General features: G+C 68.8%; 18 protein-coding genes. 5 read left to right on the plus strand and 13 right to left on the minus strand.

Going from position 1 to position 19,946, the window contains the following annotated elements; translation table 11 throughout:
• Positions 1–243: 243 nt before the first annotated feature.
• Positions 244–1,539 carry an MATE family efflux transporter gene (locus H4W81_RS35225; RefSeq protein WP_192778744.1) on the plus strand — a complete coding sequence of 432 codons (1,296 nt, stop codon included), beginning with the start codon at positions 244–246 and terminating at the stop codon, positions 1,537–1,539.
• Between the two features lie 82 nt (positions 1,540–1,621).
• The gene (locus H4W81_RS35230) at positions 1,622–3,115 is read left to right on the plus strand and encodes an APC family permease (RefSeq protein ID WP_192778745.1); all 1,494 of its coding nucleotides are present in this window, start codon (positions 1,622–1,624) and stop codon (positions 3,113–3,115) included.
• A 7-nt stretch (positions 3,116–3,122) separates the two neighbouring features.
• On the opposite strand, the gene H4W81_RS35235 is transcribed toward H4W81_RS35230, so the two are convergent.
• The 7 genes from H4W81_RS35235 to rpsF all read right to left on the minus strand — a co-directional run bounded on the left by H4W81_RS35235 (position 3,123) and on the right by rpsF (position 8,495).
• Positions 3,123–3,866: an amino acid ABC transporter ATP-binding protein gene (locus tag H4W81_RS35235; protein WP_192778746.1), complete on the minus strand. Its 744-nt coding sequence runs from the start codon at positions 3,864–3,866 to the stop codon at positions 3,123–3,125.
• Between the two features lie 460 nt (positions 3,867–4,326).
• Positions 4,327–5,181, minus strand: a complete 855-nt coding sequence (locus tag H4W81_RS35240; RefSeq protein ID WP_192778747.1) for an amino acid ABC transporter permease — start codon at positions 5,179–5,181, stop codon at positions 4,327–4,329.
• A 364-nt stretch (positions 5,182–5,545) separates the two neighbouring features.
• The gene (locus tag H4W81_RS35245; RefSeq protein ID WP_192778748.1) at positions 5,546–6,412 is read right to left on the minus strand and encodes an ABC transporter substrate-binding protein; all 867 of its coding nucleotides are present in this window, start codon (positions 6,410–6,412) and stop codon (positions 5,546–5,548) included.
• Between the two features lie 324 nt (positions 6,413–6,736).
• Entirely contained in the window at positions 6,737–7,183 is a 447-nt protein-coding gene (gene rplI / locus H4W81_RS35250) for a 50S ribosomal protein L9 (RefSeq protein WP_192778749.1), read from the minus strand.
• 14 nt (positions 7,184–7,197) lie between these two features.
• Complete coding sequence (rpsR, locus tag H4W81_RS35255) at positions 7,198–7,434, minus strand: 30S ribosomal protein S18 (protein WP_020543048.1); 237 nt, start codon at positions 7,432–7,434, stop codon at positions 7,198–7,200.
• Positions 7,435–7,546: 112 nt separating this feature from the next.
• A complete protein-coding gene (locus H4W81_RS35260) occupies positions 7,547–8,125 on the minus strand; it encodes a single-stranded DNA-binding protein (protein ID WP_192778750.1) in 579 nt (192 codons plus the stop codon).
• Between the two features lie 79 nt (positions 8,126–8,204).
• A complete protein-coding gene (gene rpsF / locus H4W81_RS35265) occupies positions 8,205–8,495 on the minus strand; it encodes a 30S ribosomal protein S6 (RefSeq protein ID WP_183653229.1) in 291 nt (96 codons plus the stop codon).
• A gap of 189 nt (positions 8,496–8,684) precedes the next feature.
• Here rpsF and H4W81_RS35270 point away from each other — a divergent pair, with 189 nt between their 5' ends.
• On the plus strand, positions 8,685–8,996 hold the full coding sequence (locus H4W81_RS35270) for a hypothetical protein (RefSeq protein ID WP_192778751.1): 312 nt from the start codon (positions 8,685–8,687) through the stop codon (positions 8,994–8,996).
• A gap of 101 nt (positions 8,997–9,097) precedes the next feature.
• Here the strand turns inward: H4W81_RS35270 and H4W81_RS35275 are convergent, their stop codons facing one another.
• Both H4W81_RS35275 and H4W81_RS35280 read right to left on the minus strand, forming a co-directional pair.
• Positions 9,098–12,187 (minus strand): phosphocholine-specific phospholipase C, encoded by a 3,090-nt coding sequence (locus H4W81_RS35275; RefSeq protein ID WP_192778752.1) that lies wholly within the window; start codon positions 12,185–12,187, stop codon positions 9,098–9,100.
• Positions 12,188–12,314: 127 nt separating this feature from the next.
• A complete protein-coding gene (locus H4W81_RS35280) occupies positions 12,315–12,491 on the minus strand; it encodes a hypothetical protein (protein WP_192778753.1) in 177 nt (58 codons plus the stop codon).
• A gap of 378 nt (positions 12,492–12,869) precedes the next feature.
• Here H4W81_RS35280 and H4W81_RS35285 point away from each other — a divergent pair, with 378 nt between their 5' ends.
• On the plus strand, positions 12,870–13,613 hold the full coding sequence (locus H4W81_RS35285) for a deoxyribonuclease IV (RefSeq protein WP_192778754.1): 744 nt from the start codon (positions 12,870–12,872) through the stop codon (positions 13,611–13,613).
• A 63-nt stretch (positions 13,614–13,676) separates the two neighbouring features.
• Here the strand turns inward: H4W81_RS35285 and H4W81_RS35290 are convergent, their stop codons facing one another.
• The 4 genes from H4W81_RS35290 to H4W81_RS35305 all read right to left on the minus strand — a co-directional run bounded on the left by H4W81_RS35290 (position 13,677) and on the right by H4W81_RS35305 (position 19,320).
• Positions 13,677–14,723 carry a mannosyltransferase family protein gene (locus H4W81_RS35290; protein ID WP_192778755.1) on the minus strand — a complete coding sequence of 349 codons (1,047 nt, stop codon included), beginning with the start codon at positions 14,721–14,723 and terminating at the stop codon, positions 13,677–13,679.
• On the minus strand, positions 14,723–16,051 hold the full coding sequence (locus H4W81_RS35295; RefSeq protein WP_192778756.1) for a glycosyltransferase family 87 protein: 1,329 nt from the start codon (positions 16,049–16,051) through the stop codon (positions 14,723–14,725). Before H4W81_RS35295 ends, H4W81_RS35290 begins: the two co-directional genes overlap by 1 nt.
• Positions 16,048–18,699 (minus strand): transglycosylase domain-containing protein, encoded by a 2,652-nt coding sequence (locus H4W81_RS35300; protein WP_192778757.1) that lies wholly within the window; start codon positions 18,697–18,699, stop codon positions 16,048–16,050. The genes H4W81_RS35295 and H4W81_RS35300 overlap by 4 nt, the downstream gene beginning before the upstream one ends.
• A gap of 144 nt (positions 18,700–18,843) precedes the next feature.
• Positions 18,844–19,320 carry a DUF5318 family protein gene (locus H4W81_RS35305; RefSeq protein ID WP_318782203.1) on the minus strand — a complete coding sequence of 159 codons (477 nt, stop codon included), beginning with the start codon at positions 19,318–19,320 and terminating at the stop codon, positions 18,844–18,846.
• A 43-nt stretch (positions 19,321–19,363) separates the two neighbouring features.
• Here H4W81_RS35305 and H4W81_RS35310 point away from each other — a divergent pair, with 43 nt between their 5' ends.
• Positions 19,364–19,936, plus strand: coding sequence for a PadR family transcriptional regulator (locus H4W81_RS35310; RefSeq protein WP_192778759.1), 573 nt, complete (start codon positions 19,364–19,366; stop codon positions 19,934–19,936).
• Positions 19,937–19,946: the final 10 nt, after the last annotated feature.

Raw genomic sequence — 19,946 nt, forward strand, 5'->3', positions numbered from 1 at the left:
ACCGGGCTGACAGTTTCGCCCGTCGTTAGACGGTACGGCAACGCGGCCTGTGGACAACCCTGGGGGCAAGCTGTGCAGGAACCGGTGGATGGTGTGGGAGTGCTGTGGACGAGCCTGGGGATAACTCGGCGGCTTGTTGTGGAAACAGGCGCTGACCTGCGGAGATATTGTCCACCGTCTGTGGAGGAAAGAAAGTTGGCGCGACACGCCGAAGCAACGGGAGGTAAGGGGCATAATGACTAAATGCCCATTACTGCCCGGGACAGGGAGATTCTCCGGCTGGCGCTCCCGGCCCTCGGCGCGCTGGTCGCCGAGCCGCTGTTCCTGATCGCCGACTACGCGATCGTGGGCCACGGTCTCGGCACCTCGGCGGTGGGCGCGCTCGGCGTGGCGGGGACCGTCCTGTCGACGCTGGTCTATCTCTGCGTGTTCCTCGCCTACGGCACCACCGCCTCGGTCGCCAGGCAGATCGGCGCGGGCAACACCGAACGGGCGATGCGCAGCGGGGTCGACGGCCTCTGGCTGGCGTTCGGGATCGGCGTCGCGTTGATCGTCGTGGGCTGGCCGCTGTCCCCAGGGATCGTCGACCTGTTCGGCGCGACCGCGACGCAGTCCGCCGACGCCGTCACCTACCTGCGGATCAGCCTGCTGGGCACGCCCGGCATGCTCGTCGTGCTGGCCGGCACCGGCGTGCTGCGCGGCATGCAGGACACCAGGACACCGCTCGTCGTCGCGGTCGGCTCCTTCGCGCTGAACGCGCTGCTCAACGCCTGGTTCGTGCTCGGCCTGCACTGGGGCATCGCGGGCTCGGCCTGGGGCACCGTCCTCGCGCAGACCCTCGGCGCGGCCGTCTACCTGTGGGTGGTCGTCGGGGGCGCCCGGCGGGCGGGCGTGCCGCTCGCGCCCGACCTCGCGGGCATCGCGCAGGCGGGTACGGCCAGCGTCGCCCTCCTGGTCAGGACCGTCTGCCTGCGCATCGTGCTGCTCGTCGCGACCGCCGTGGCGACCAGGATGGGCACCGCCGAACTGGCCGCCCACGCGATCGCCACCCAGCTGTGGACCCTGCTCGCCCTCGGCCTCGACGCCATCGCGATCGCCGGCCAGGCCATCACGGGCCGCTCGCTCGGCGCGGGCGACGCGGACGGCACCAGGGACGCCACCAGGCGCATGGTGTGGTGGGGCGTCTGGTCGGGTGTCGTGCTCGGCGTCCTGGTCGTCGCGGGACGCCCGTTCTTCCCCGGCATCTTCGACGCCGATCCCCTGGTGACCGCCGAGCTGCTCGGCGTCCTGTGGGTGGTGGCGCTGTTCCAGCCGATCTCCGGCGTCGTCTTCGTGCTCGACGGCGTGCTGATCGGCGCGGGCGACCAGCGCTACCTCGCGTGGGCGGGGGTGTGGACGACGCTCGCCTACCTGCCCGTGGCCCTCGTGGCGGGAGACCTCGTGGTCCTGTGGCTGGCGCTGGGCGTGTGGATGATCGCCAGGATGCTCACGCTCGGTATCAGGGCGTACGGCACCCGGTGGCTAGTTACCGGAGGGTGACCACTCGTCAACCGGCCCGTGCTTGCCTGGCACGGTCCACACCCTGCACGGTGGAGCCTTCCTAGTCGATTGGTCCATCGACGTGCGCCGACTTCCCCTCGCCGACGCGATCGGCCTCCGCACCGGTGCCAGACACAGCCTCCACCGGCTCTATCGCCCTGCCGACCTCGTGGTGCTCGGCCTGGGGGTGATGATCGGCGCGGGCATCTTCAGCATGGCGGGACGCCAGGCCGCCACCACCGCCGGTCCCGGCGTGATCCTCTCGTTCATGATCGGGGGCATCGCGTGCATGCTGGCGGCCCTCTGCTACGCCGAGCTGGCCTCGGCGATCCCCGCCTCCGGCGCCGCCTACGCCTACGCCTACGTCATCTTCGGCGAGGTGTGGGCGTGGGCCGTCGGCTGGGCGCTGATCCTCGAGACCCAGCTCGCGGCGGCGGTCGTGGCCAGGGTGTGGGCGATCTACGCCACCCAGACCCTCACCGACCTCGGGATCGGCCAGGCGATTCCGCAGGGTGTGCTGGCCGCGTTCGTGCTGGCCGCACTGACGACCACGGTGGCGCTCAGCGCGCGCATCGGCCTGCGGGCGCTGTGGGTGATCGTCGTGGCGAAGCTGCTGGCCATCGGCGCGGTGATCGTGGTCGGCGCGACGCACGTCGACACGGCGAACCTGGGCGACTTCATCGCGCCCGTCCAGCCGTCCACGGGGTCGCCCGACACCGTGCTCGGGCTGCTCCTGGGGCCAACGGGGAGCTTCGGGTGGTTCGGGGTGTTCGCGGCGGCTCCCGCCATCGTCTTCGCGTACGTCGGGTTCGACCTCGTGGCCACGGCTTCGGAGGAGACGGTCGAGGCGCCGCGTGCCGTACCCCTGGGGATGATCAGGAGCCTGGCGATCGCCACCGTGCTGTACATCGCGACGGCGCTGGTGATGGTGGGCATGGTGCCGTACACGCGGATCGCCAGGGAGGCGCCGCTGGCGGCGGCTTTCAAGACGGTCGGCGAGGACGTGATGGTGCACGTCATCAACATCGGCGCGGTTCTCGGGCTGACGACCGTGATCCTGGTGCTGATCGCGGGACAGACCCGGATCATGTTCGCCATGGCCCGCGACGGCCTGCTGCCCCGCCGCCTCGGCACGCTCAGCCGCCGTTTCCACACCCCTTCCACCGTGACGCTGGTGATCGGGGTGGTGGCGATCCTGCTGGCGCAGCTGGCGCCCGTGCTCATGCTGGAACAGCTGGTGGTGCTCGGGACGCTGTTCGCGTTCCTGATGGTGTCCGTCGGGGTGGTCGTGCTGCGCCACACGATGCCCACCACGCCCAGGGGCTTCACCGTGCCACTGTCCCCCTTGGTCCCCGCCCTGTCGGTGCTGGCCACGCTGTGGCTGATGATCAATCTGCGGGTGCAGACGTGGGCCGGGTTCGCGGTGTGGATGGTCGCGGGACTGCTGGTCTACCTGGCGTACGGCAGGCGGCGCAGCCCCTTCGCCGCCGAGCTCACCCGGGGAGCTCCGGGCGGCCGGGGCGGCCGTGGCGGCTTGGGGGGCCGGGGGGGCCGGGGTGGCCGCCATCGCCGCTGAGGCGCGCTCAGAGCCTTCCCGCCTCGATGACGCTGCGCAGGAAGTCGCGCGTCCTCGGGTGCTGGGGATCGGTGAAGATCTGCTCGGGAGTGCCCCGCTCCAGCAGCACGCCGCCGTCGAGGAAGCACACCGTGTCCGCGATGTCGCGGCAGAAGCCCATCTCGTGCGTGGTGAGGATCATCGTCATGCCCGACTGCTTGAGCTCCTTGATGATCCCCAGCACCTCGGTGACCAGCGCGGGGTCCAGCGCCGAGGTGACCTCGTCCAGCAGCATCAGCCTGGGCTGCGTCGCCAGCGCCCTGATGATGGCCACCCGCTGCTGCTGCCCGCCCGACAGCTGGTCGGGGTAGGCCCCGGCCTTCTCCGCCAGCCCGAACCTGGCCAACAGCGCCCTGGCCTGCTCCTCCGCCTCGCCCTTGGCCACCTTGTGCACCTGGCGGGGGGCGAGCGTGATGTTGTCGAGCACGGACATGTGCGGGAAGAGGTTGAACGCCTGGAAGACGATGCCCAGCCGCTTGCGCACGTCGTCCACGTCGACGGCGGGATCGGTGATCTCCTTGCCGTCGAGGAGGATGGCGCCGTCGTCGACGGTCTCCAGCAGGTTCACGCACCGCAGCAGCGTGGACTTCCCCGACCCCGACGCGCCGATGAGGCAGACCACCTCGTGGGTGTCGACCTCGAGGTCGATGCCCCGCAGCACGTGGTGGCCGTGGTAGTTCTTCCAGACCCCGTCAATGGTCAACACACTCACGCCACACCTGCTCTCTTGGCTGCCATCCGGCCTCTTCTCGGTGCCGTACCTTTCGGTGCCGCACGGCCGCCGTTTGGTGCCGTACCTTGCGGTGCCGTACGGCCGTCGTTTGGTGCCGTACGGCAAGCCGTCCCACGCACCTTCGTGGTCACCGCTGACCGTCCGTCCAAGGGACGCTCCTCGTGCGCCCCCGGCTGCCCGCCGCAACGGCGCACCCCCACGCGCCCACCACCGGGGTCTGAGGCAGGGTCCACTCGCCCACCACCGGCGTATGGGGTGCGGTCCGCTCGCCCACCACCGGGGTCTGAGGTGCGGTTCACTCGCCCGTCAGCGGCGCCTGCCTTGCGGTGGTCCGCTCGCACAGCACTGACGCCTGTCCTGCGGTTCGGTCGCCTGCCCTCACGCGCGTCCGTCCTACGGTGCCGACGGCAGGTCCCGTCCGAGCTCTTCTCCGCGGCGTTCACTGACCACGCCGTCTCTGCGACCTGGCCGCCAGATAGTCGGTGAACCGTGCCATCGGGATAGTCAGCAGGATGAACAGCAACGCCGCCACCAGGTAGGGCGTGTAGTTGAAGCTGCCCGCCGCGTGGATCTGCGCCTGCCGCAGCGCCTCCAGCGGCCCGATCGTGGCCACCAGCGCGGTGTCCTTCTGCAACGAGACGAAGTCGTTGAGCAGCGGCGGCACCACCCTGCGCAGCGCCTGAGGGAGCACCACGAACCTCATGGTCTTGCCATGGCTCAACCCCAGCGACCGCGCCGCCGCCACCTGGCTCGGGTGGACCGAGTCGATGCCCGACCTGATCACCTCGGCCACGTACGCGCCGTACGACAGCGTCAGCGCGATGATCCCCAGCGTGGCCAGGTCCGTCGGGACCCCCTGCAACTGCAGCGCGGGCAGTCCGAACCCGATCAGGTAGATCACCAGGATCGTCGGCACGCCGCGGAAGATGTCGGTGTACGCCGTGGCCAGCGCCCGCAGCGGGAAGAAGATCGGCGCCTTCAGCCCTCGCGCCAGCGCCACCAGCAGCCCGACGACCAGGATCAGCGGCTCGGCGATCAGGAAGATCTTGATGTTGAGCAGGAAGCCGGTGAGCACGTCGGGCACTGCGTTGACGAACTCGTCCCAGTTGAAGAACGTCTCCTTCACGCTGGCCCAGCCCGGAGAGTTCGTCACCCCCCAGACGAGGAGGACCAGGAAGACGATCGTCGAGGCCGTCGCGACGGACGCCGAACGGCGGGCCCGCGTCCTGCGGACCCGCTCCCGCTCGACCTGCCGATCGCTCTTGACCCACTCGGTCGCGGTTTGGCTCGTCATCGGCCTACTTCACCTTCGGTGTCCATGCCATCCATGCCCGGCCCCTCAACGACCCGGCCACGCCCCACCGTCGTCCCAACTCCCACACACTCCCCACCGCGCTGGAGCCCGGCCCCCCGGAACCACCAACTCCCCGGAAAACCGGGGGCTCCTCTGAAACCACCAGCTCCCGTGGGAGTACCAGTGCACCCGGAATCCCCGCAGTCCTCGAAACCCAGCCCGTTCCCCAGGGAACCAGCGGTCCGAGAACAGTCAGCCCCCGGAGCCGTCAGCTCTCGGAACCACGCGCTCTCCACCATCACCGAGTCTCGTTGACCACGAGATACCAGCTGTCCGGCGGCAGGGAGCACGCAGCGGCAGTCCCTTACTTGAGCTCAGGAGCGCCGGCCGCCGAGCCGAGCCACTGCTGCTCGATCTTCGCCAGCTCGCCCTTCGACTTCAGCGCCTCGACCGCCTTGTCCACGCACGGCTTGAGCGTGCTGCCCTTGCCCATGACCAGCCCGAACTCCTCGGGAGCGCCGGACGTAGCCGCGAACTGACCCACGATCTTGGACTTCTCCACCTGCGCGGCGGTCACGTAGAACGCCGTCGGCAGGTCCACCACCAGGGCGTCGACCTGCTTGTTCTTCAGCGCGTTCACCGCGTCGATCTGCTCGTTGTACACGTTCGGCTCAGCCGCCGGCTGGACGACCTCCTTCACGGCGGTCAGCGCCGTCGTGCCCACCTGGACGCCGATCTTCGCGTCCTTCAACGCGGCCAGGTCGGTGGCACCGGCGAACTTCGACCCCTCGACCGCCACCACGGCCTGCTTGACCGTGTAGTAGCCCTTGCTGAAGTCCACCGCCTTGGCGCGCGCCGGGGTGATGGAGACCTGGTTGATGTCGAAGTCGAACTGCTTGACGCCGGGCGCGAAGGCGGTGTCGAACTTCACCGTCGACCACTGCACCTCGTCGCGGTCGAAGCCCATCTCCCCCGCCACGGCGAAGGCGACCGCGCTCTCGAACCCCTGGCCGTTGGACGGGTCGTCGTCCTTGAACCACGGCTCGTAGGCGGGCTTGTCGGTGCCGATCGTCAGCTTGCCCGGGGTGACGAGCTTGAGCTGGTCCTTGGTGCAGGCGGTGGAGGGCGCCCCGCTCGGCGCGGAGATGCTCGCGGTGTTGTTGGCGGGCGCACACGCCACGGCGGCCGTCGCCAACGCTCCAAGCGCGAGCAGCATCGAAGGGCGGACCATGGGCGTGCCTCCACGTTTACCTAGATGAACGTGCAAATTGTACGCGCCCCAAATAGGCAACCAACTCCACCCCATATGCCCAAAACCTCCACGTTGCCCAGCCGCCGCACGGGCCACCGTCTCCCGCGTACCGACCCGAGGTCAACGTCATCCGAGATCCCACGCAGACCGAAAACTACGCCACCCGAGATCGATGGGGCTGGAGAGGCCGGTCTAGAAGCTGACGTGGGAGCGGCGGGTCCCTGGTCAGGGAGTTCGCCCCTTGTAGAGATATGGAAAGGCCCCCGCGTCCAGAGGATGCGGGGGCCTGACCGGGAAGTACCGTTAGCCGGCGACGACTTCGACGTCGACCGAGGCGGAGACCTCCGGGTGCAGCTTGACGCTGACCTTGTGGGAGCCGACGCTCTTGATCGCGTTGACGATCTCGATGCGACGACGGTCGAGGACCGGGCCACCGGCCTTCTTGACCGCGTCGGCGATGTCAGCGGTGGTGATGGAGCCGAACAGACGGCCGGACTCGCCGGCGCGGGTGGTCAGCTTCACCTTCAGAGCGCCGAGCTGGCCGGCGACTTCCTTGGCAGTGCCCAGGTCGCGGATCTCGCGGGCGTCGCGCGCCTTCTTGATCGAAGCGATCTGCTTCTCGCCGCCACGCGTCCAGAGGATCGCGTAGCCGCGGGGCACGAGGTAGTTGCGGCCGTAGCCGTCCTTGACCTCGACGATGTCGCCGGGGGCGCCGAGGCCGGAGACCTCGGTGGTGAGGATGAGCTTCATGTCGCAAGTCCTCCTTAGCGCGCGGTGCTCGTGTAGGGCAGCAGAGCCACCTCACGGGCGTTCTTGATCGCGGTCGCCACGTCGCGCTGGTGCTGGGTGCAGTTGCCCGTCACCCGGCGCGCACGGATCTTGCCGCGGTCGGAGATGAACTTCCGAAGCAGCGCCGTGTCCTTGTAGTCGACGTAGGAGATCTTGTCGTGGCAGAACAGGCAAACCTTCTTCTTGGGCTTGCGCAGTGCCGGCTTAGCCATCGTGGTGCTCCTTTCAGAGCCCCGCCGTGAAGCGGGAATGGACTCGGGCTTGTTGACAGGTGGTCAGACCTCGCGGCCTGACCGTGAGGGGCCCGCGAACGGGCCCTTCAGACTAGAAGGGAGGCTCGTCGCTGAAGTCGCCGCCGCCGCCGAAACCGCCGCCGCCCTGGGGCTGGCCGCCGAAGCCGCCACCCTGGTTGCCGCCGCCGTATCCGCCGCCACCGCCGCCGAAACCGCCGCCGCCCTGGGGCGGGGCCGGGGAGGCAGAGGCCCACGGGTCGTCGGCGGGGCCGCCGCCGAAGCCGCCACCGCCGCCACCCTGACGGGAGGTGCGGTTGACCTTGGCCGTGGCGTTGCGCAGGGACGGGCCGATCTCGTCGACCTCGACCTCATAGACCGTGCGCTTCTCGCCTTCCTTGGTCTCGTAGGACCGCTGCTTGAGCCGTCCCTGAACGATGACCCGCATGCCGCGGGTCAGCGACTCGGCGACGTTCTCGGCCGCCTGCCGCCACACGTTGCAGGTCAGGAAGAGGCTTTCGCCGTCTTTCCACTCGTTGGTCTGGCGGTCCATGAACCGCGGAGTGGACGCGACGCGGAACTGGGCCACAGCTTGCCCCGTGGGGGTGAAGCGCAGCTCAGGATCGTTGACAAGATTGCCGACGATGGTGATGACGGTGTCGCCTGCTGCCATGGCTGGGGCCCTTCCTCGACTCTTGGTTACGGCTCAGACTACGGCGCGCCCCCGACAGAAAGCCGGGAGAACGAGCCGCTCAGTGCACGTCCGGGCGGAGAACCTTGGTCCGCATGATGCCCTCGTTGAGGTTCATCTGGCGGTCGAGTTCCTTGACCGTGGCCGGCTCGGCGGACAGGTCGATGACGGCGTAAATGCCTTCCGACTTCTTCTCGATGTCGTAGGCGAGCCTGCGGCGGCCCCACACGTCGACCTTCTCCACGGTGCCACCGTCATTGCGGACGACGGCGAGGAACTGGTCGAGGGACGGCGCCACAGTGCGCTCATCGAGCGAAGGGTCCAGGATCACCATTACTTCGTAACGACGCATGATGGACTCCAACCTCCTCTGGACTTTTGCGGTCACGACACTCTGCCGTGACAGGAGGACGCTGACGTCTTCACCGAGGCGCCCCTTTCGGCGACCCGGCGGCGGGGTTGACCCAGCACAACGCAGCCTGTACAGGTTACCAGCCGCGCACGGATGGGAACTCCTTACGTCAAGAGGGGGTGGTAAGCCATGCCACATGTGCTTCGTCCCACCGAGCGCGAGCGGTTCAGGCTGACGCTCAACAGCGATGGCCGCCCGCATCCGGTCGAGAACCTGCTGTCCATCGGAACGCTGCTGTGCGGATTGATCGCCTTCACATCCACCTTCTTCCCCGGGGCCTACATGGTCTCCTCGTGGTTCGGGGCGCTGGGGTTCGGCGGCGGCCTCTACTCGCAGTACGTCTCGGCGACGACGGCCGAGCGGGCGCTCAACATCGTCGGGATCGTGGCCTCGTTCGTCGGAGTCGCGCTGGGCATCGCACGCGGCGGCTTCGTCCCGTAGCCGGACCAGGCGCAGGAGCCGAGCAAAGGCGCAGGAGCAGGGCAAAGGCGCAGGAGCAGGGCCAGGCAGAGGGGAGGCCGGCGGGGCCTCCCCTGCCAACGTCAGCGGATGGGCTTCACGTCCAGGCGGACGTTGTCGATCGCCCAGTACCAGTTGTTTCCTGCGTCGAACACGCGGAACCTCAGGGAGACCGAGGTGGCGCCGGAGGGAACCGCGATCTCCTTGGTCACCAGCCGGTTCTTGGCGTCGGCGCCCGCGTTGTCGGTGCCCGAGGCGGCGCTGCCGTACAGCAGCAGGCGGCGCTCCTCCCCCGTGCTGAAGACCGCCGTGACGCTGGCCTGCTGAGGGCTCTCCTGCCGGTAGTGCGACTCGAAGCCCAGGTGCAGGGTGGCCGTTCCCGAGGGGATCGGGACGGCGGGCGAGGCCAGCGTGGAATCGAACCTGCCCCTGGACGAGGGCGACCCCTTGTCGTCCCAGTCGTCGGGGTCGGCCACCGCGAGGATGCCGAGGCCGCGCGTGAAGTCGGCGCGTTCCTGCCCGCCCGTCGCCCACATGCGCTTGGTCATGAACGTCCAGCCCTGCAGGTCGCGTGTCCCCTGCGGCATCGCAGGCGCGTTCAGCACGCTCCAGCCGTCGGGCGCGGTCGCCGTCCAGCCGACCAGCCCCGCTGCTGCGGGGCGGTCGAGCGCGGGCCCCAGCTTGGGCTCCAGCGACTCGAAGTCCTCGCCGAGCAGGTAGCCGGTCGGCGAGATGAACACACGGGCCGACACCTCGCCCTCGGCCAGGACGTACCTGGAGGGCGTGCGTCCCCGCACGACCGCCAGCAGGCGGCGCGGGGCGGGGTCCGTCAGCGTCGCGGGGGCGGTCACCTCCCAGGTCGCCTGCACGCTCGCGCCCGCTTCCACGGTCGCGGGTACAGCCTGCGCAGGCATCGCCGTCCACCCTTCCGGCACCCGCAGGCGCACCTCGACACCCGTGACCGTCTCGGCGGCCGTCAGGGTGAGCGTCACGGTCGTCGGCCTGCCGGGCCGTACGCCCGGCTCGTCGATCGTCGCGGACGCGGGCGCGAGCGTGAGCGCGGCGGTCAGCGCGTCCGGCAGCCCCATGGCGGGGTCGGTGACACCCTGGCCCGCGCCCGGCGCCTTGCCCGCGTAGCGGCGCAGGAAGAAGGGGTCGTCCGAGACGCCGACCGCCAGGTCGTACCAGCCGTCGGCGGGCGCCTCCAGCCGGAACTTGCGCTTGGCGTGCCCCTGGACGCGCTCCTCGCGCACGCCGCCGCCGTACGCCAGGTCACCGACGATGACCGTGCGCCGCGCCTTGTCCTGGTTGCGCACCTCGATGTGCCGCGGGTCCACGAAGGTGACGTCGACGCCCTCCGAGTGTCCGCCGCGGAAGTGCCACAGCGATCCGTTGGGCGCGTGAACGCGCAGGTCGTAACCTGCGTCACCGAACTCCCACACGTCGGACAGCGACTTGCCCGGCTCGACGGTGTAGAAGCGCGGCAGCACGCCCGGCTCGGGGTAGACGTGGAAGACCGCGGCGAGCGTCCCCGAGTTGGCGAAGGTCAGCGTGATCTTCCCGTCCGCGACGGCGGGCGTCACGGCCAGCGCGTACGGCAACGGCCGCTGCGTCCGCGTCCCCCGCTGCTGCCGGGGGAAGACCTGGGGCTTGGGCACGGACGGCGAGGGCCGCTTCTCCGAGTCGATGACCTTCTGCCGGTTCCCCGAGGTGTCGGGCACCTGCGGCCACACGGGATCCCGCCCCGAGAAGTCGAACACCGACAACAGGTCTCCCGTGACGGCCCTGCGCCACGGGCTGATGTTCGGCTCGGCGACGCCGAAGCGCCGCTCGAGGAGACGCAGCGTCGAGGTGTGGTCGTAGACGGTCGAGTCGACCACCCCGCCCCTGGTCCACGGCGACACCACGATCATCGGCACCCGCACGCCGAGCCCCATCGTGTGCGGGCCGGAGATCATGCTCTCGCCGTCGGGCAGCGTGTCCGACCAGGCTCCGTTGACCTTGAAGCGGCCCTCGTGGTCGACGACCCTGAAGTAGCTCGCCGACCCCTTCGCGACGCGCATGACCAGCTCGCCGTCCGTGGAGACGGTGCTGGCTCCCCTGCCCCTGCCGGGCGGCGGCACCGGCGGCAGGCAGTGGTCGAAGAAGCCGCCGTGCTCGTCGTAGTTGAGGATGAAGACGGTCTTGGCCCACACCTCGGGGTGCTCGGCGACCGCGTTCATGAGCCTGGCGGTCAGGTGCTCGCCGTCCGGCGGCGCCCAGCTGGCGTGCTCGGACAGCGCCTCTGGGGCGACGATCCACGACACCTGCGGCAGCGCGCCCGATGCGACGTCGGCGGCGAAGGCCTGCACCAGCGCGTTGCCCATCGCGTGGCCGTCACCCGTGGTGCCGACCCTGGCCATGCCCCTGTCGTAGAGCGGCTCGCCCGGCTTGGCCTGCTGGAAGGGCGCGAACCAGGCGAGGGCGTTGTCGTCGTAGTTGTCCTTGGCCTGGTAGGTCTTCCAGCTGACGCCCGCGGCCTGCAGCCGTTCGGCGTAGGTGGTCCACTCGTAGCCGCCCGGGATGTAGCTGTTGTTGGTGACGGGCAGGTCGCGGACGGTGCCGCCGCTGGTGCCCGTCATGAAGTGGTCGCGGTTGGTGTTGGTGTTGCACTGCACCGAGGCGTGGTACTGGTCGCAGATCGTGAACAGCGTGGCGAGCGCGTTGTAGAACGGCATGTCGGCGGGCTCGTAGTAGCCCTGGCCGAGCCAGCCGCCGCTACGCCTCGTCACGTAGCCGTCCCCCAGGCCCTCGTTCCACAGCGGCAGGGTGTCGACGTAGCCGAACGCGGGCGCGCCCGACCGGTAGGCCCTGGTGTGGGCGGCGTTCATCGCGAACGGCAGCGTGTAGCCCTCTGCCTTGGTGGTGTCGGGCTGGTGGAAGATCGAGCGGCCGTTGACGCCTCTGACGGCGGCTCTGTCACCGAAGCCGCGTACGCCTTGGAGCGTTCCGAAGTAGTGGTCGAAGGCGCGGTTCTCCTGCATGAAGATCACCACGTGCTCGATGTCCTGCAACGAGCCTGGCTGGACTGGAGCGGCCAGGGCGGTGCGCATGCTCGGCGGGAGGGCCAGCAGCGCCGCGGCGCCTGCGCTGCCGCCGAGAAGGGCACGCCTGGAGATGGGGGGCGGGGTCATCGGGCTCCTCTGTCGTTCTGGACCACGACATGGATACGGGAGCCCGATGTCCGCTAGCTAGAGAGGAAACGAACGTCTTCTGAAGCTTTTTGTTGATAAGTGAGGATTATGAGCATTTATGAGCGTTTCAGCCAAGGTGGAGGTCTCCGCCGAGGAGGAGGACGAACCACAGGAAGGTGGCCAGCAGCGCCTCGGCCACGTCCTTGAGCAGGGCTGGGGTGATGTAGTCGTAGATCCAGGCGACGTAGAGGCCGACCAGGATGTAGATCAGGAACAGAAAGCTACCTAAGCGATAGCGAGTCATCTCTCGCGCTCCTATCGTCGGGGGGCTGCGCCTCGACTGCCCTTTCGAGCCCCCCGCAAACGAACTCATGGTCGCGCTCGCTACGGGGCTTCGCTGGTTACGCAAGCTGCCGCTCCCAGCCCCAGGCTCGCCGCACGCACTCATGGTCGCGCTCGCTACGGGGCTTCGCTGGTTACGCAAGCTGCCGCTCTCAGCCCCAGGCTCGCCGCACGCACTCATGGTCGCGCTCGCTACGGGGCTTCGCTGGTTACGCAAGCTGCCGCTCTCAGCCCCAGGCTCGCCGCACGCACTCATGGTCGCGCTCGCTACGGGGCTTCGCTGGTTACGCAAGCTGCCGCTCTCAGCCCCAGGCTCGCCGCTCCAAGTAACCTGGAAGGCATGGTGCGCATCGGAGCTCATGTCGACCAGGACGATCCCGCCGCCCACGCGGCCGAACGCGACGCGGAGATCGTGCAGTTCTTCCTCGGCGACCCGCAGGGCTACAAGGCCCCCGTCCTGCCGGACAAGCCCGTCGAGGGCGTCGACATCTACATCCACGCGCCCTACCTGATCAACGTGGCCACCACCAACAACCGCATCAGGATCCCCAGCCGCAAGCTGCTGGAGCAGCACCTGAAGGCGGCCGCGAGCCTCGGCGCCAAGGGCCTGATCGTCCACGGCGGCCATCTCAACAAGGACGAGGACCCGCAGATCGGCTTCGACAACTGGCGCAAGGTGTTCGAGCGGATGGAGTGTCCCATCCCCGTCCTCATCGAGAACACCGCCGGCGGCGGGAACGCCATCGCCCGCAGGCTCGACAAGATCGCCAGGCTGTGGGACGCGCTCGACGGGTTCGACGTGGGCTTCTGCCTCGACACCTGCCACGCCCACGCGGGCGGCGAGGAGCTCGTGGACGTCGTCGACCGGGTGAAGGCCATCACCGGCCGCATCGACCTGGTCCACTGCAACGACTCGCGCGACGCCTTCGACTCGGGCGCCGACCGCCACGCCAACCTGGGCCAGGGGCAGATCGACGCGGAGCTGATCCTCGAGGTGTGCCGCAGGGCGGGCGCGCCGATCATCGTCGAGACGCCATTCGAGGGTCAAGCGGAGGACATCGCCTTCCTGCGCAAGAACCTCTGACGGAAACACACAGGCTGTGGATAACTTCCATGGATTACTCCACGGCCGAAGTGGGTAAAGACTTCAGCCCGCCCAGGCGCCGGTGAGGAAGCGCATGGCGTTCAGCACCATCAGCGGGCCGAGCAGCAGGCCGTACCCGATGCTCCATCGAGCGGGCAGCCTCGCGATCAGAACCCACAGCGGGAACCACAGCAGCAGGGCGCGCGGCACCGACAGGTAGTAGGCCGAGGTGAGCAGCGCGCCCGCCTGCAGCCCGCAGTAGACGAACTCGCTCCACCTGCGCGTGGCCAGCAACCAGACCAGGACGGCCACCGCCACCACGGCCCCGGCGATCTCCATCCTGAAGGGGACCGCGGAGTCGCCCGCGCCCATCGCCGAGTTCCACGTCGTCAGCCACGCCCGCCACGGCCAGACCAGTTCCCTGCCCCAGCCCGCCTCCTGCGCGTGCTTCCACGCCAGCCAGTCGCCGGTGAGGCCGCGCAGGTACCAGGAGTAGGCGATCAGCGGCACGAACGGAATCACCAGCCACGGCAGCTCCCGCCAGCGCGGCCTGCTGAGCGCGAACTCCACGACCAGCGCGACCGCCAGGAACAGCCCGGTGATGCGCACGCTCGACGCCCCCGCCGCCAGCAGGACGGCCAGCGGCCACTGCCGCCTGCGCGCCGCCAGCCACGCGGGGATCGCGAACGCCAGGAAGAGCGACTCGCTGTAGCCGGCGGCCAGGAAGACCGCGGTGGGGAACAGCACCATCGCCAGGACGGCCCGCTCGCCGGACCCGCCCTCGAACTCGGCCAGCCGGGCCAGCGCCACCGCCGCCACCCCGCCCGCCACCAGCGAGACGAGCAGCCCGCACAGCGCCCAGTCGGTCACCACCAGGTGCACGAGCCTGAGCACGGAGGGCAGGCCGGGAAAGAAGGCGGGCAGCCCGGGATCGCGCGCCTGGGCCGGGTTCCCCCGGTAGCCGTACTCGGCGATGGTGACGAACAGGCTGGCGTCCCACTGCTTCCACCGGGAGAGGTAATCGCGCCCGCCCACCAGCCATGGCACGGCCATCACGCTGACGGCCAGGAGCCCCAGGCGGGAGGTGATCCAGACGCCCAGAGCCCTCATCAGGCGAGAGAGAACCTGTCGGGCGCCCGGTCGAACACGCCGCCCGCCTGGTCGTCGACGCCTGCCTGCCGTACGACGTCCTTGTCGGGACGGAGGATGTCGCGCACCACGAAGGCCATCATGATCAGGATCGTGATGACGCGGCCCCAGACGGCGGTGAAGTAGACGTCGTCACCGATGCCCAGATGCCTGGTGGTCTCGTCCTGGTAGAGCAGGTAGAGCCAGATTGCGAAGAAGTACCAGACCTCGGCGGCCTGCCAGAGCGCGAGCGGCTTCCAGTTGGGCCTGGCCAGCACCGCGAACGGCACCAGCCACAGCACGAACTGCGGCGACCACACCTTGTTCGTCATCATGAACGCCGCCAGCGCCAGGAAGCAGATCTGCGCGAGACGCGGCCGGCGCGGCGCGACCATCGTGAGCACCGCGATGCCCAGGCAGAGCAGCGCCAGCGAGATCATGCCGAGCAGGCTCGGGTCCATGGTGCCGAGGATCGGCCAGCCCTTGCGCTCGAAGAACAGCCACGGCGAGCCCCAGTCGATGCCGCGCTCCTGCGAGAAGACGTAGAAGCGGCGCCAGCCGTCCCATGCCAGCAGCATGAACGGCACGTTGACCACGAGCCACGTGGCCACGGCCGCGGCCATCGAGATCAGGAACGGCCGCCACTTCCAGGTGCGGAGCGTGAGCAGGAACAGCGCGCCCACGAACATCAGCGGGTAGAACTTCGTGGCGATGGCCAGGCCGAGCAGCACGCCGGCGGCCACCTGGCGGCCCCGCGCCCACGCCAGCAGAAAGCCCATGGACAGGGCGCCCGCGACGAGATCCCAGTTCACGTATGCGGCGAGGATCACCGCAGGCGCCACCGCGTACCAGAGCGCGTCCCACCGGCGGGTGGGCCCCGCGACCGCGGCCATCAGCAGCACGCCCACCACCAGGCAGATCCCGAGCAGGATCACCGTGATGTCGTAGAAGTGGACGGCCTGCGCCGCCGCGGCCTTCTCCTGCGCGGCGAGCCCCGGCCCGAGGGGAGGCGCCAGCCAGCGCGCCACCCAGGCGATGACCTGCATGACCTCGCCGAGCACGACCGGATACTCCACCTGCTTGTCGAACGGCACGTTGGCGAAGTAGGGGTTCTGGGTGGCCAGCTGCCGGTCGAAGTAGAGCGGGTAGATGTCGGTGTAGCAGAAGTTCGCATACGTCTGGATGGAGTTGTTCCATCCGCCCGTCCTGCAGGGAAGCTTCCAGACGTAGGCGAGGACCGCCCCCAGGGCCGCGAACAACCCCAGGGGCAGGTACGGCACGACCCGCGCCGTCAGTGCGGGCCGTGTCATTCGTTGTCGCGCCTGGCGGGATCGGCCATGGGGTCGGGAACCACGGCGCCGCCACCCATCGTGTCCTCATCCCTGCCGTGGCCGTTGCCGTTCCCATTGCCGTTGCCGTTGCCCACCTCGCCGAGCCGGTCGGCGTCGGTGGTGCCGTCCTCCGGCAGGCCGTCGCTGTCGCTGTCGGCGTCATCGCAGCCGAGCAGGCCGCAGTCGTTACCGCTGTCGTCACCCCATGGGTCCTCGGGGGTGCCGAACGGGTTGCTCGGGGTCGGCGTGGGCTTGGGCGTGGGCTTGGGAACGATGTTCTCGGGCTGGCCGATGCCCACCTTCGGGGGGAACTGCTCGATGGGCAGCTTCTCGTGGGCGGCGAGCATGAACGCACGCCACACGTCGGTGGGCGGACCGGCGCCCTGGAAACCCAGCGGCTTCTCGAAGGCCGTGCTGTAAGGCTTCTCCATGGTGTACTTGGAGTTCTTCTTGCCGTCGGACCACGGGCAACTGGAGTCGACCGGCGGGACCACCTTGCCCGACTTCGTCTGGCACTGCTCGCGGTAGAAACCGACTGCAGTGGAGATCTGCGGGGTGTAACCGACGAACCAGGCTTCCTTCTCGTTGTTGTTCGTGCCGGTCTTGCCGGCGGCGGGGCGGGCGCCGAGGCCCTTGCCTCCCGCGGTGCCGTTCCTGAGCACCGCCTGCATGGCGTAGGTGGCGTCGGCGGCCGCCTCAGGCGAGATGACCTTGCGGGGGGTCTTCTTCTCGTTGAAGACGGTCAGGCCCGACGGGTCGACCACCTTCTGAACCACGTGGTAGTCGACGTGCTGGCCGGCGTTGGCGAAGATCGAGTAGCCGGCCGCCTGCTCGACGGGGCTGACCAGGGCGGAGCCGATCGAGAAGCCGTAGCTGTGCTCCTTGACGTCGTGGTCCATGCGCGCCTTGCCGAGACCCGCCTCCACGGCGACGCGCTTGACGTCCTCGAGCTGGCCGGGAAGCGCGTACGCCATGGAGGCGTAGGCGGTGTTGACGGACTGGGCGGTGGCGTAGACGACGTCGATCGCGGACTTCACCGCGTGGTCGTTTTTGATACCGCCATCGGCCTGACCAGGCAGGACCTTGGGCACGGTCTGGCTGCCGGGCACATAGCTGCTGAGGCTGTAACCGGCGTCGAGCCAGGCTGCCAGCACGTACGGCTTGAACGCCGAGGCTGCCTGCTTGTAGGAGCGGAACGCCTCGTTCCACGGGTCCTTCAAGTAGTTCTTGCCTCCGTAGAAGGCGAGGACCCTACCGGTCTTGTTGTCCACGGAGGCCATGCCGACGTGGAACTCGCTCGACATGTTCTTGGTGACGCCCTCAGCGGCCTTCTTGGCCTCCAGCATCAGGTTCTTGTCGAAGGTGGACACAATCGTGTAGCCACCGCGCTCCACCTCGTTCTTGGGGATGTTGTTGGCCTTCAGCTCCTCGATGACCTGCTCGACCATGTACCCCTTCAGCCCGGCCAGCTCGTTCTTCTCGTTGTCCGGCTTCACCCTGGGGAACTTGGCGGTCTTCGGCAGATCGCCGTACTTCTGCGGGAACTGCGCGGCCATGTAGTCGATGACCGTCTTCCACCGGTGCTCCAGCCTGGGGTCGTCGACCTCCCAGTTCGGCTGCTGGATGCGGGCGGCGAGGTAGGCGGCCTGCGAGGGCGTGACGTTCAGCGCGGTCTTGCCCTTGCCGAAGTAGGCCTCGGCCGCCGCCTCGATGCCGTAGGCGCGGCCGAAGTTGACCGTGTTGAGGTAGGTCTTGAGGATCTCTTCCTTGGAGAGCTCCTTGTCGAGCTTGACCGCGACGAAGATCTCCTTGATCTTCCGCTGGATCGTCTGCTCCTGGCTGAGGCCCTGGTAGTAGTTGCGGGCCATTTGCTGGGTGATGGTGGAGGCGCCCTGGACCTGCTGGCCCGTCGCGGTGTTCCACACCGAGCGGACCATGCCGGAGAGCGAGATGCCGGAGTCCTCGTAGAACGTCTTGTTCTCGATGGCGACCGTGGCGTCCTTGACGGCGTCGCTGATCTTGGCGAAGTCGTCGACGATCCGCCGAGGCGTGCCCCTGCGGGCGATCTCGGTCTTGCCGTCGTTGTAATAGATGATGCTTTCCTGCGCGGTCGCCTCTTCCTGCGTGGCCCTGGGCAGGGGCGTGTTCGCGTAGGCGACCCAGATCATGCCGAACATCCCGGCCGCGAGCACGACCAGGCCCGCCATGACGATCTTCCAGTTCGGAATGAACCGTTTCCAGCCGCGGCTGTCCCTGCCTTCACCGCCGCCGCCACCGCCGCCGCCACCGCCGCCGCCGCCGCCACCGCGGCCCGGGCCCTCGGGACCGCGCGGGCCGCGTCCGCCACGGGAGCGGCGGGCGGCGGTGCCGCCCGCCATGGTCTCGTCCATGGACCTGCTGCGGGTGGGCGGACCGCCGGTGGGGTACTGCGCGGTCTGCTGCGGCATCTGCTGCGGGCCCGACGGCTGCCGCGTGGGCTGCGGGCCAGAAGGGCCCTGCCTGCCCGGGGAGCGCTGCGGGCCGGAGGGCGCGGGCGGCTGCGCGTCCATGGCGCCGGTCTGCTCGTAGGCGGCCTCGGGACGGCGGGCGCCGCCCCAGCCGGTTTGCTGCGGCTGCGAGGTGGGCACAGAACTCGAGCGACGGCGCCTTCCCTGGCGAGCCGTCCCTTCGGGGCGCGCTGCGCGTCCGTTCGGCTCGGAGCCATAGCTGCTGCTGTTACTCAACACGTCCTCGCATCGTCGTCGTCTTGCACGGCGGGCGCCGTCCTCGGTTCAGGTGGTGCCGACGGTGTCGGGTGGCCCGTTGCCGAGGACGGAGGAGACGGTCAGGTGGTTCCAGGAACAACCTTGACAGACCTCGACCACGTAGACCCGGAACTCCTCGTAATCATGGGCCATGTGGAGGAGCTCTGACGCGGGCTTTGCCCGACCGGCATGTCGCCCCAGCGAATCCCCGTAGACATAGGTCACGTTGGTGACGTTCTCCCTCTCGCACACCGGGCAGAGGCGTTCGGTCGGTTCACCGAAGCGCCGCGCGGTGCGAAGGAGATGGGGCTGTGCGTCACAGATCTCCCGGGTGGAGGCACGCCAGGGACGCTGCGAGCGGCGCGACGCGCGCTTCGCCGGTCCGTAGCCCACCACCCTCCTCTGTGACCACATGCGCGCCAGACTACGGCTTTTTACCGATTGCTCCCAACCTCTTGGCAAAACCCTTAATTGCAGCGATATAGCGCGGCGACGTATCCTCATGATGTATCGACTCGATACATCGACGCGAGAGGGGGCGGTTCCATTGGCCAGCGGACAGGGCAGGGTCCTGGAACTGGCCGTGCTCGGGTCGCTGCACGAGACCCCGCTTCACGGCTACGAGCTGCGCAAACGGCTCAACGCCCTGCTGGGGATGTTCCGGGCCTTCTCCTACGGCTCGCTCTACCCTTGCCTGAAGTCGCTGCTCGAACAGGGGCTCATCGCGGAGGAGCACCCCACTGCTGTGACCGGGCGATCGAAGATCGTCTACAAGCTCACAGCGGAGGGCAAGGAGCGGCTGCAGGAGCTGCTGACCCAGGCGGGCCCCTCCGCATGGGAGGACGAGAGCTTCGGCGTCCATTTCGCCTTCTTCCGCCACACAGAGGCAGAGGTACGGCTGCGCATCCTCGAAGGACGCCGCAGCCGGCTCGAAGAACGACTCGACAGCGTCCGCACCGCCCTCGCCCGCACGAGGGAACGACTCGACAGCTACACACTCGAGCTGCAGCGTCACGGTCTGGAGTCAGTCGAACGCGAGGTGCGTTGGCTGAACGAGCTGATCGCCACAGAACGCAGGGCGTCGCAAGAGCCCGCGAAAGATATGTCATCAGATGAGTAAGGAGCGAGTG

The organism is Nonomuraea africana (assembly GCF_014873535.1).
Lineage (GTDB): Bacteria > Actinomycetota > Actinomycetes > Streptosporangiales > Streptosporangiaceae > Nonomuraea > Nonomuraea africana.

What these genes read in the sequence shown, in the direction of transcription:
- H4W81_RS35225 (WP_192778744.1), top strand. Translation starts at nt 244, where the DNA reads ATGCCCATTACTGCCCGGGACAGGGAGATTCTCCGGCTGGCGCTCCCG.
- H4W81_RS35240 (WP_192778747.1), bottom strand. Translation starts at nt 5,181, where the DNA reads ATGACGAGCCAAACCGCGACCGAGTGGGTCAAGAGCGATCGGCAGGTC.
- H4W81_RS35245 (WP_192778748.1), bottom strand. Translation starts at nt 6,412, where the DNA reads ATGGTCCGCCCTTCGATGCTGCTCGCGCTTGGAGCGTTGGCGACGGCC.
- rplI (WP_192778749.1), bottom strand. Translation starts at nt 7,183, where the DNA reads ATGAAGCTCATCCTCACCACCGAGGTCTCCGGCCTCGGCGCCCCCGGC.
- rpsR (WP_020543048.1), bottom strand. Translation starts at nt 7,434, where the DNA reads ATGGCTAAGCCGGCACTGCGCAAGCCCAAGAAGAAGGTTTGCCTGTTC.
- H4W81_RS35260 (WP_192778750.1), bottom strand. Translation starts at nt 8,125, where the DNA reads ATGGCAGCAGGCGACACCGTCATCACCATCGTCGGCAATCTTGTCAAC.
- rpsF (WP_183653229.1), bottom strand. Translation starts at nt 8,495, where the DNA reads ATGCGTCGTTACGAAGTAATGGTGATCCTGGACCCTTCGCTCGATGAG.
- H4W81_RS35270 (WP_192778751.1), top strand. Translation starts at nt 8,685, where the DNA reads ATGCCACATGTGCTTCGTCCCACCGAGCGCGAGCGGTTCAGGCTGACG.
- H4W81_RS35275 (WP_192778752.1), bottom strand. Translation starts at nt 12,187, where the DNA reads ATGACCCCGCCCCCCATCTCCAGGCGTGCCCTTCTCGGCGGCAGCGCA.
- H4W81_RS35280 (WP_192778753.1), bottom strand. Translation starts at nt 12,491, where the DNA reads ATGACTCGCTATCGCTTAGGTAGCTTTCTGTTCCTGATCTACATCCTG.
- H4W81_RS35285 (WP_192778754.1), top strand. Translation starts at nt 12,870, where the DNA reads ATGGTGCGCATCGGAGCTCATGTCGACCAGGACGATCCCGCCGCCCAC.
- H4W81_RS35290 (WP_192778755.1), bottom strand. Translation starts at nt 14,723, where the DNA reads ATGAGGGCTCTGGGCGTCTGGATCACCTCCCGCCTGGGGCTCCTGGCC.
- H4W81_RS35295 (WP_192778756.1), bottom strand. Translation starts at nt 16,051, where the DNA reads ATGACACGGCCCGCACTGACGGCGCGGGTCGTGCCGTACCTGCCCCTG.
- H4W81_RS35305 (WP_318782203.1), bottom strand. Translation starts at nt 19,320, where the DNA reads ATGAGGATACGTCGCCGCGCTATATCGCTGCAATTAAGGGTTTTGCCA.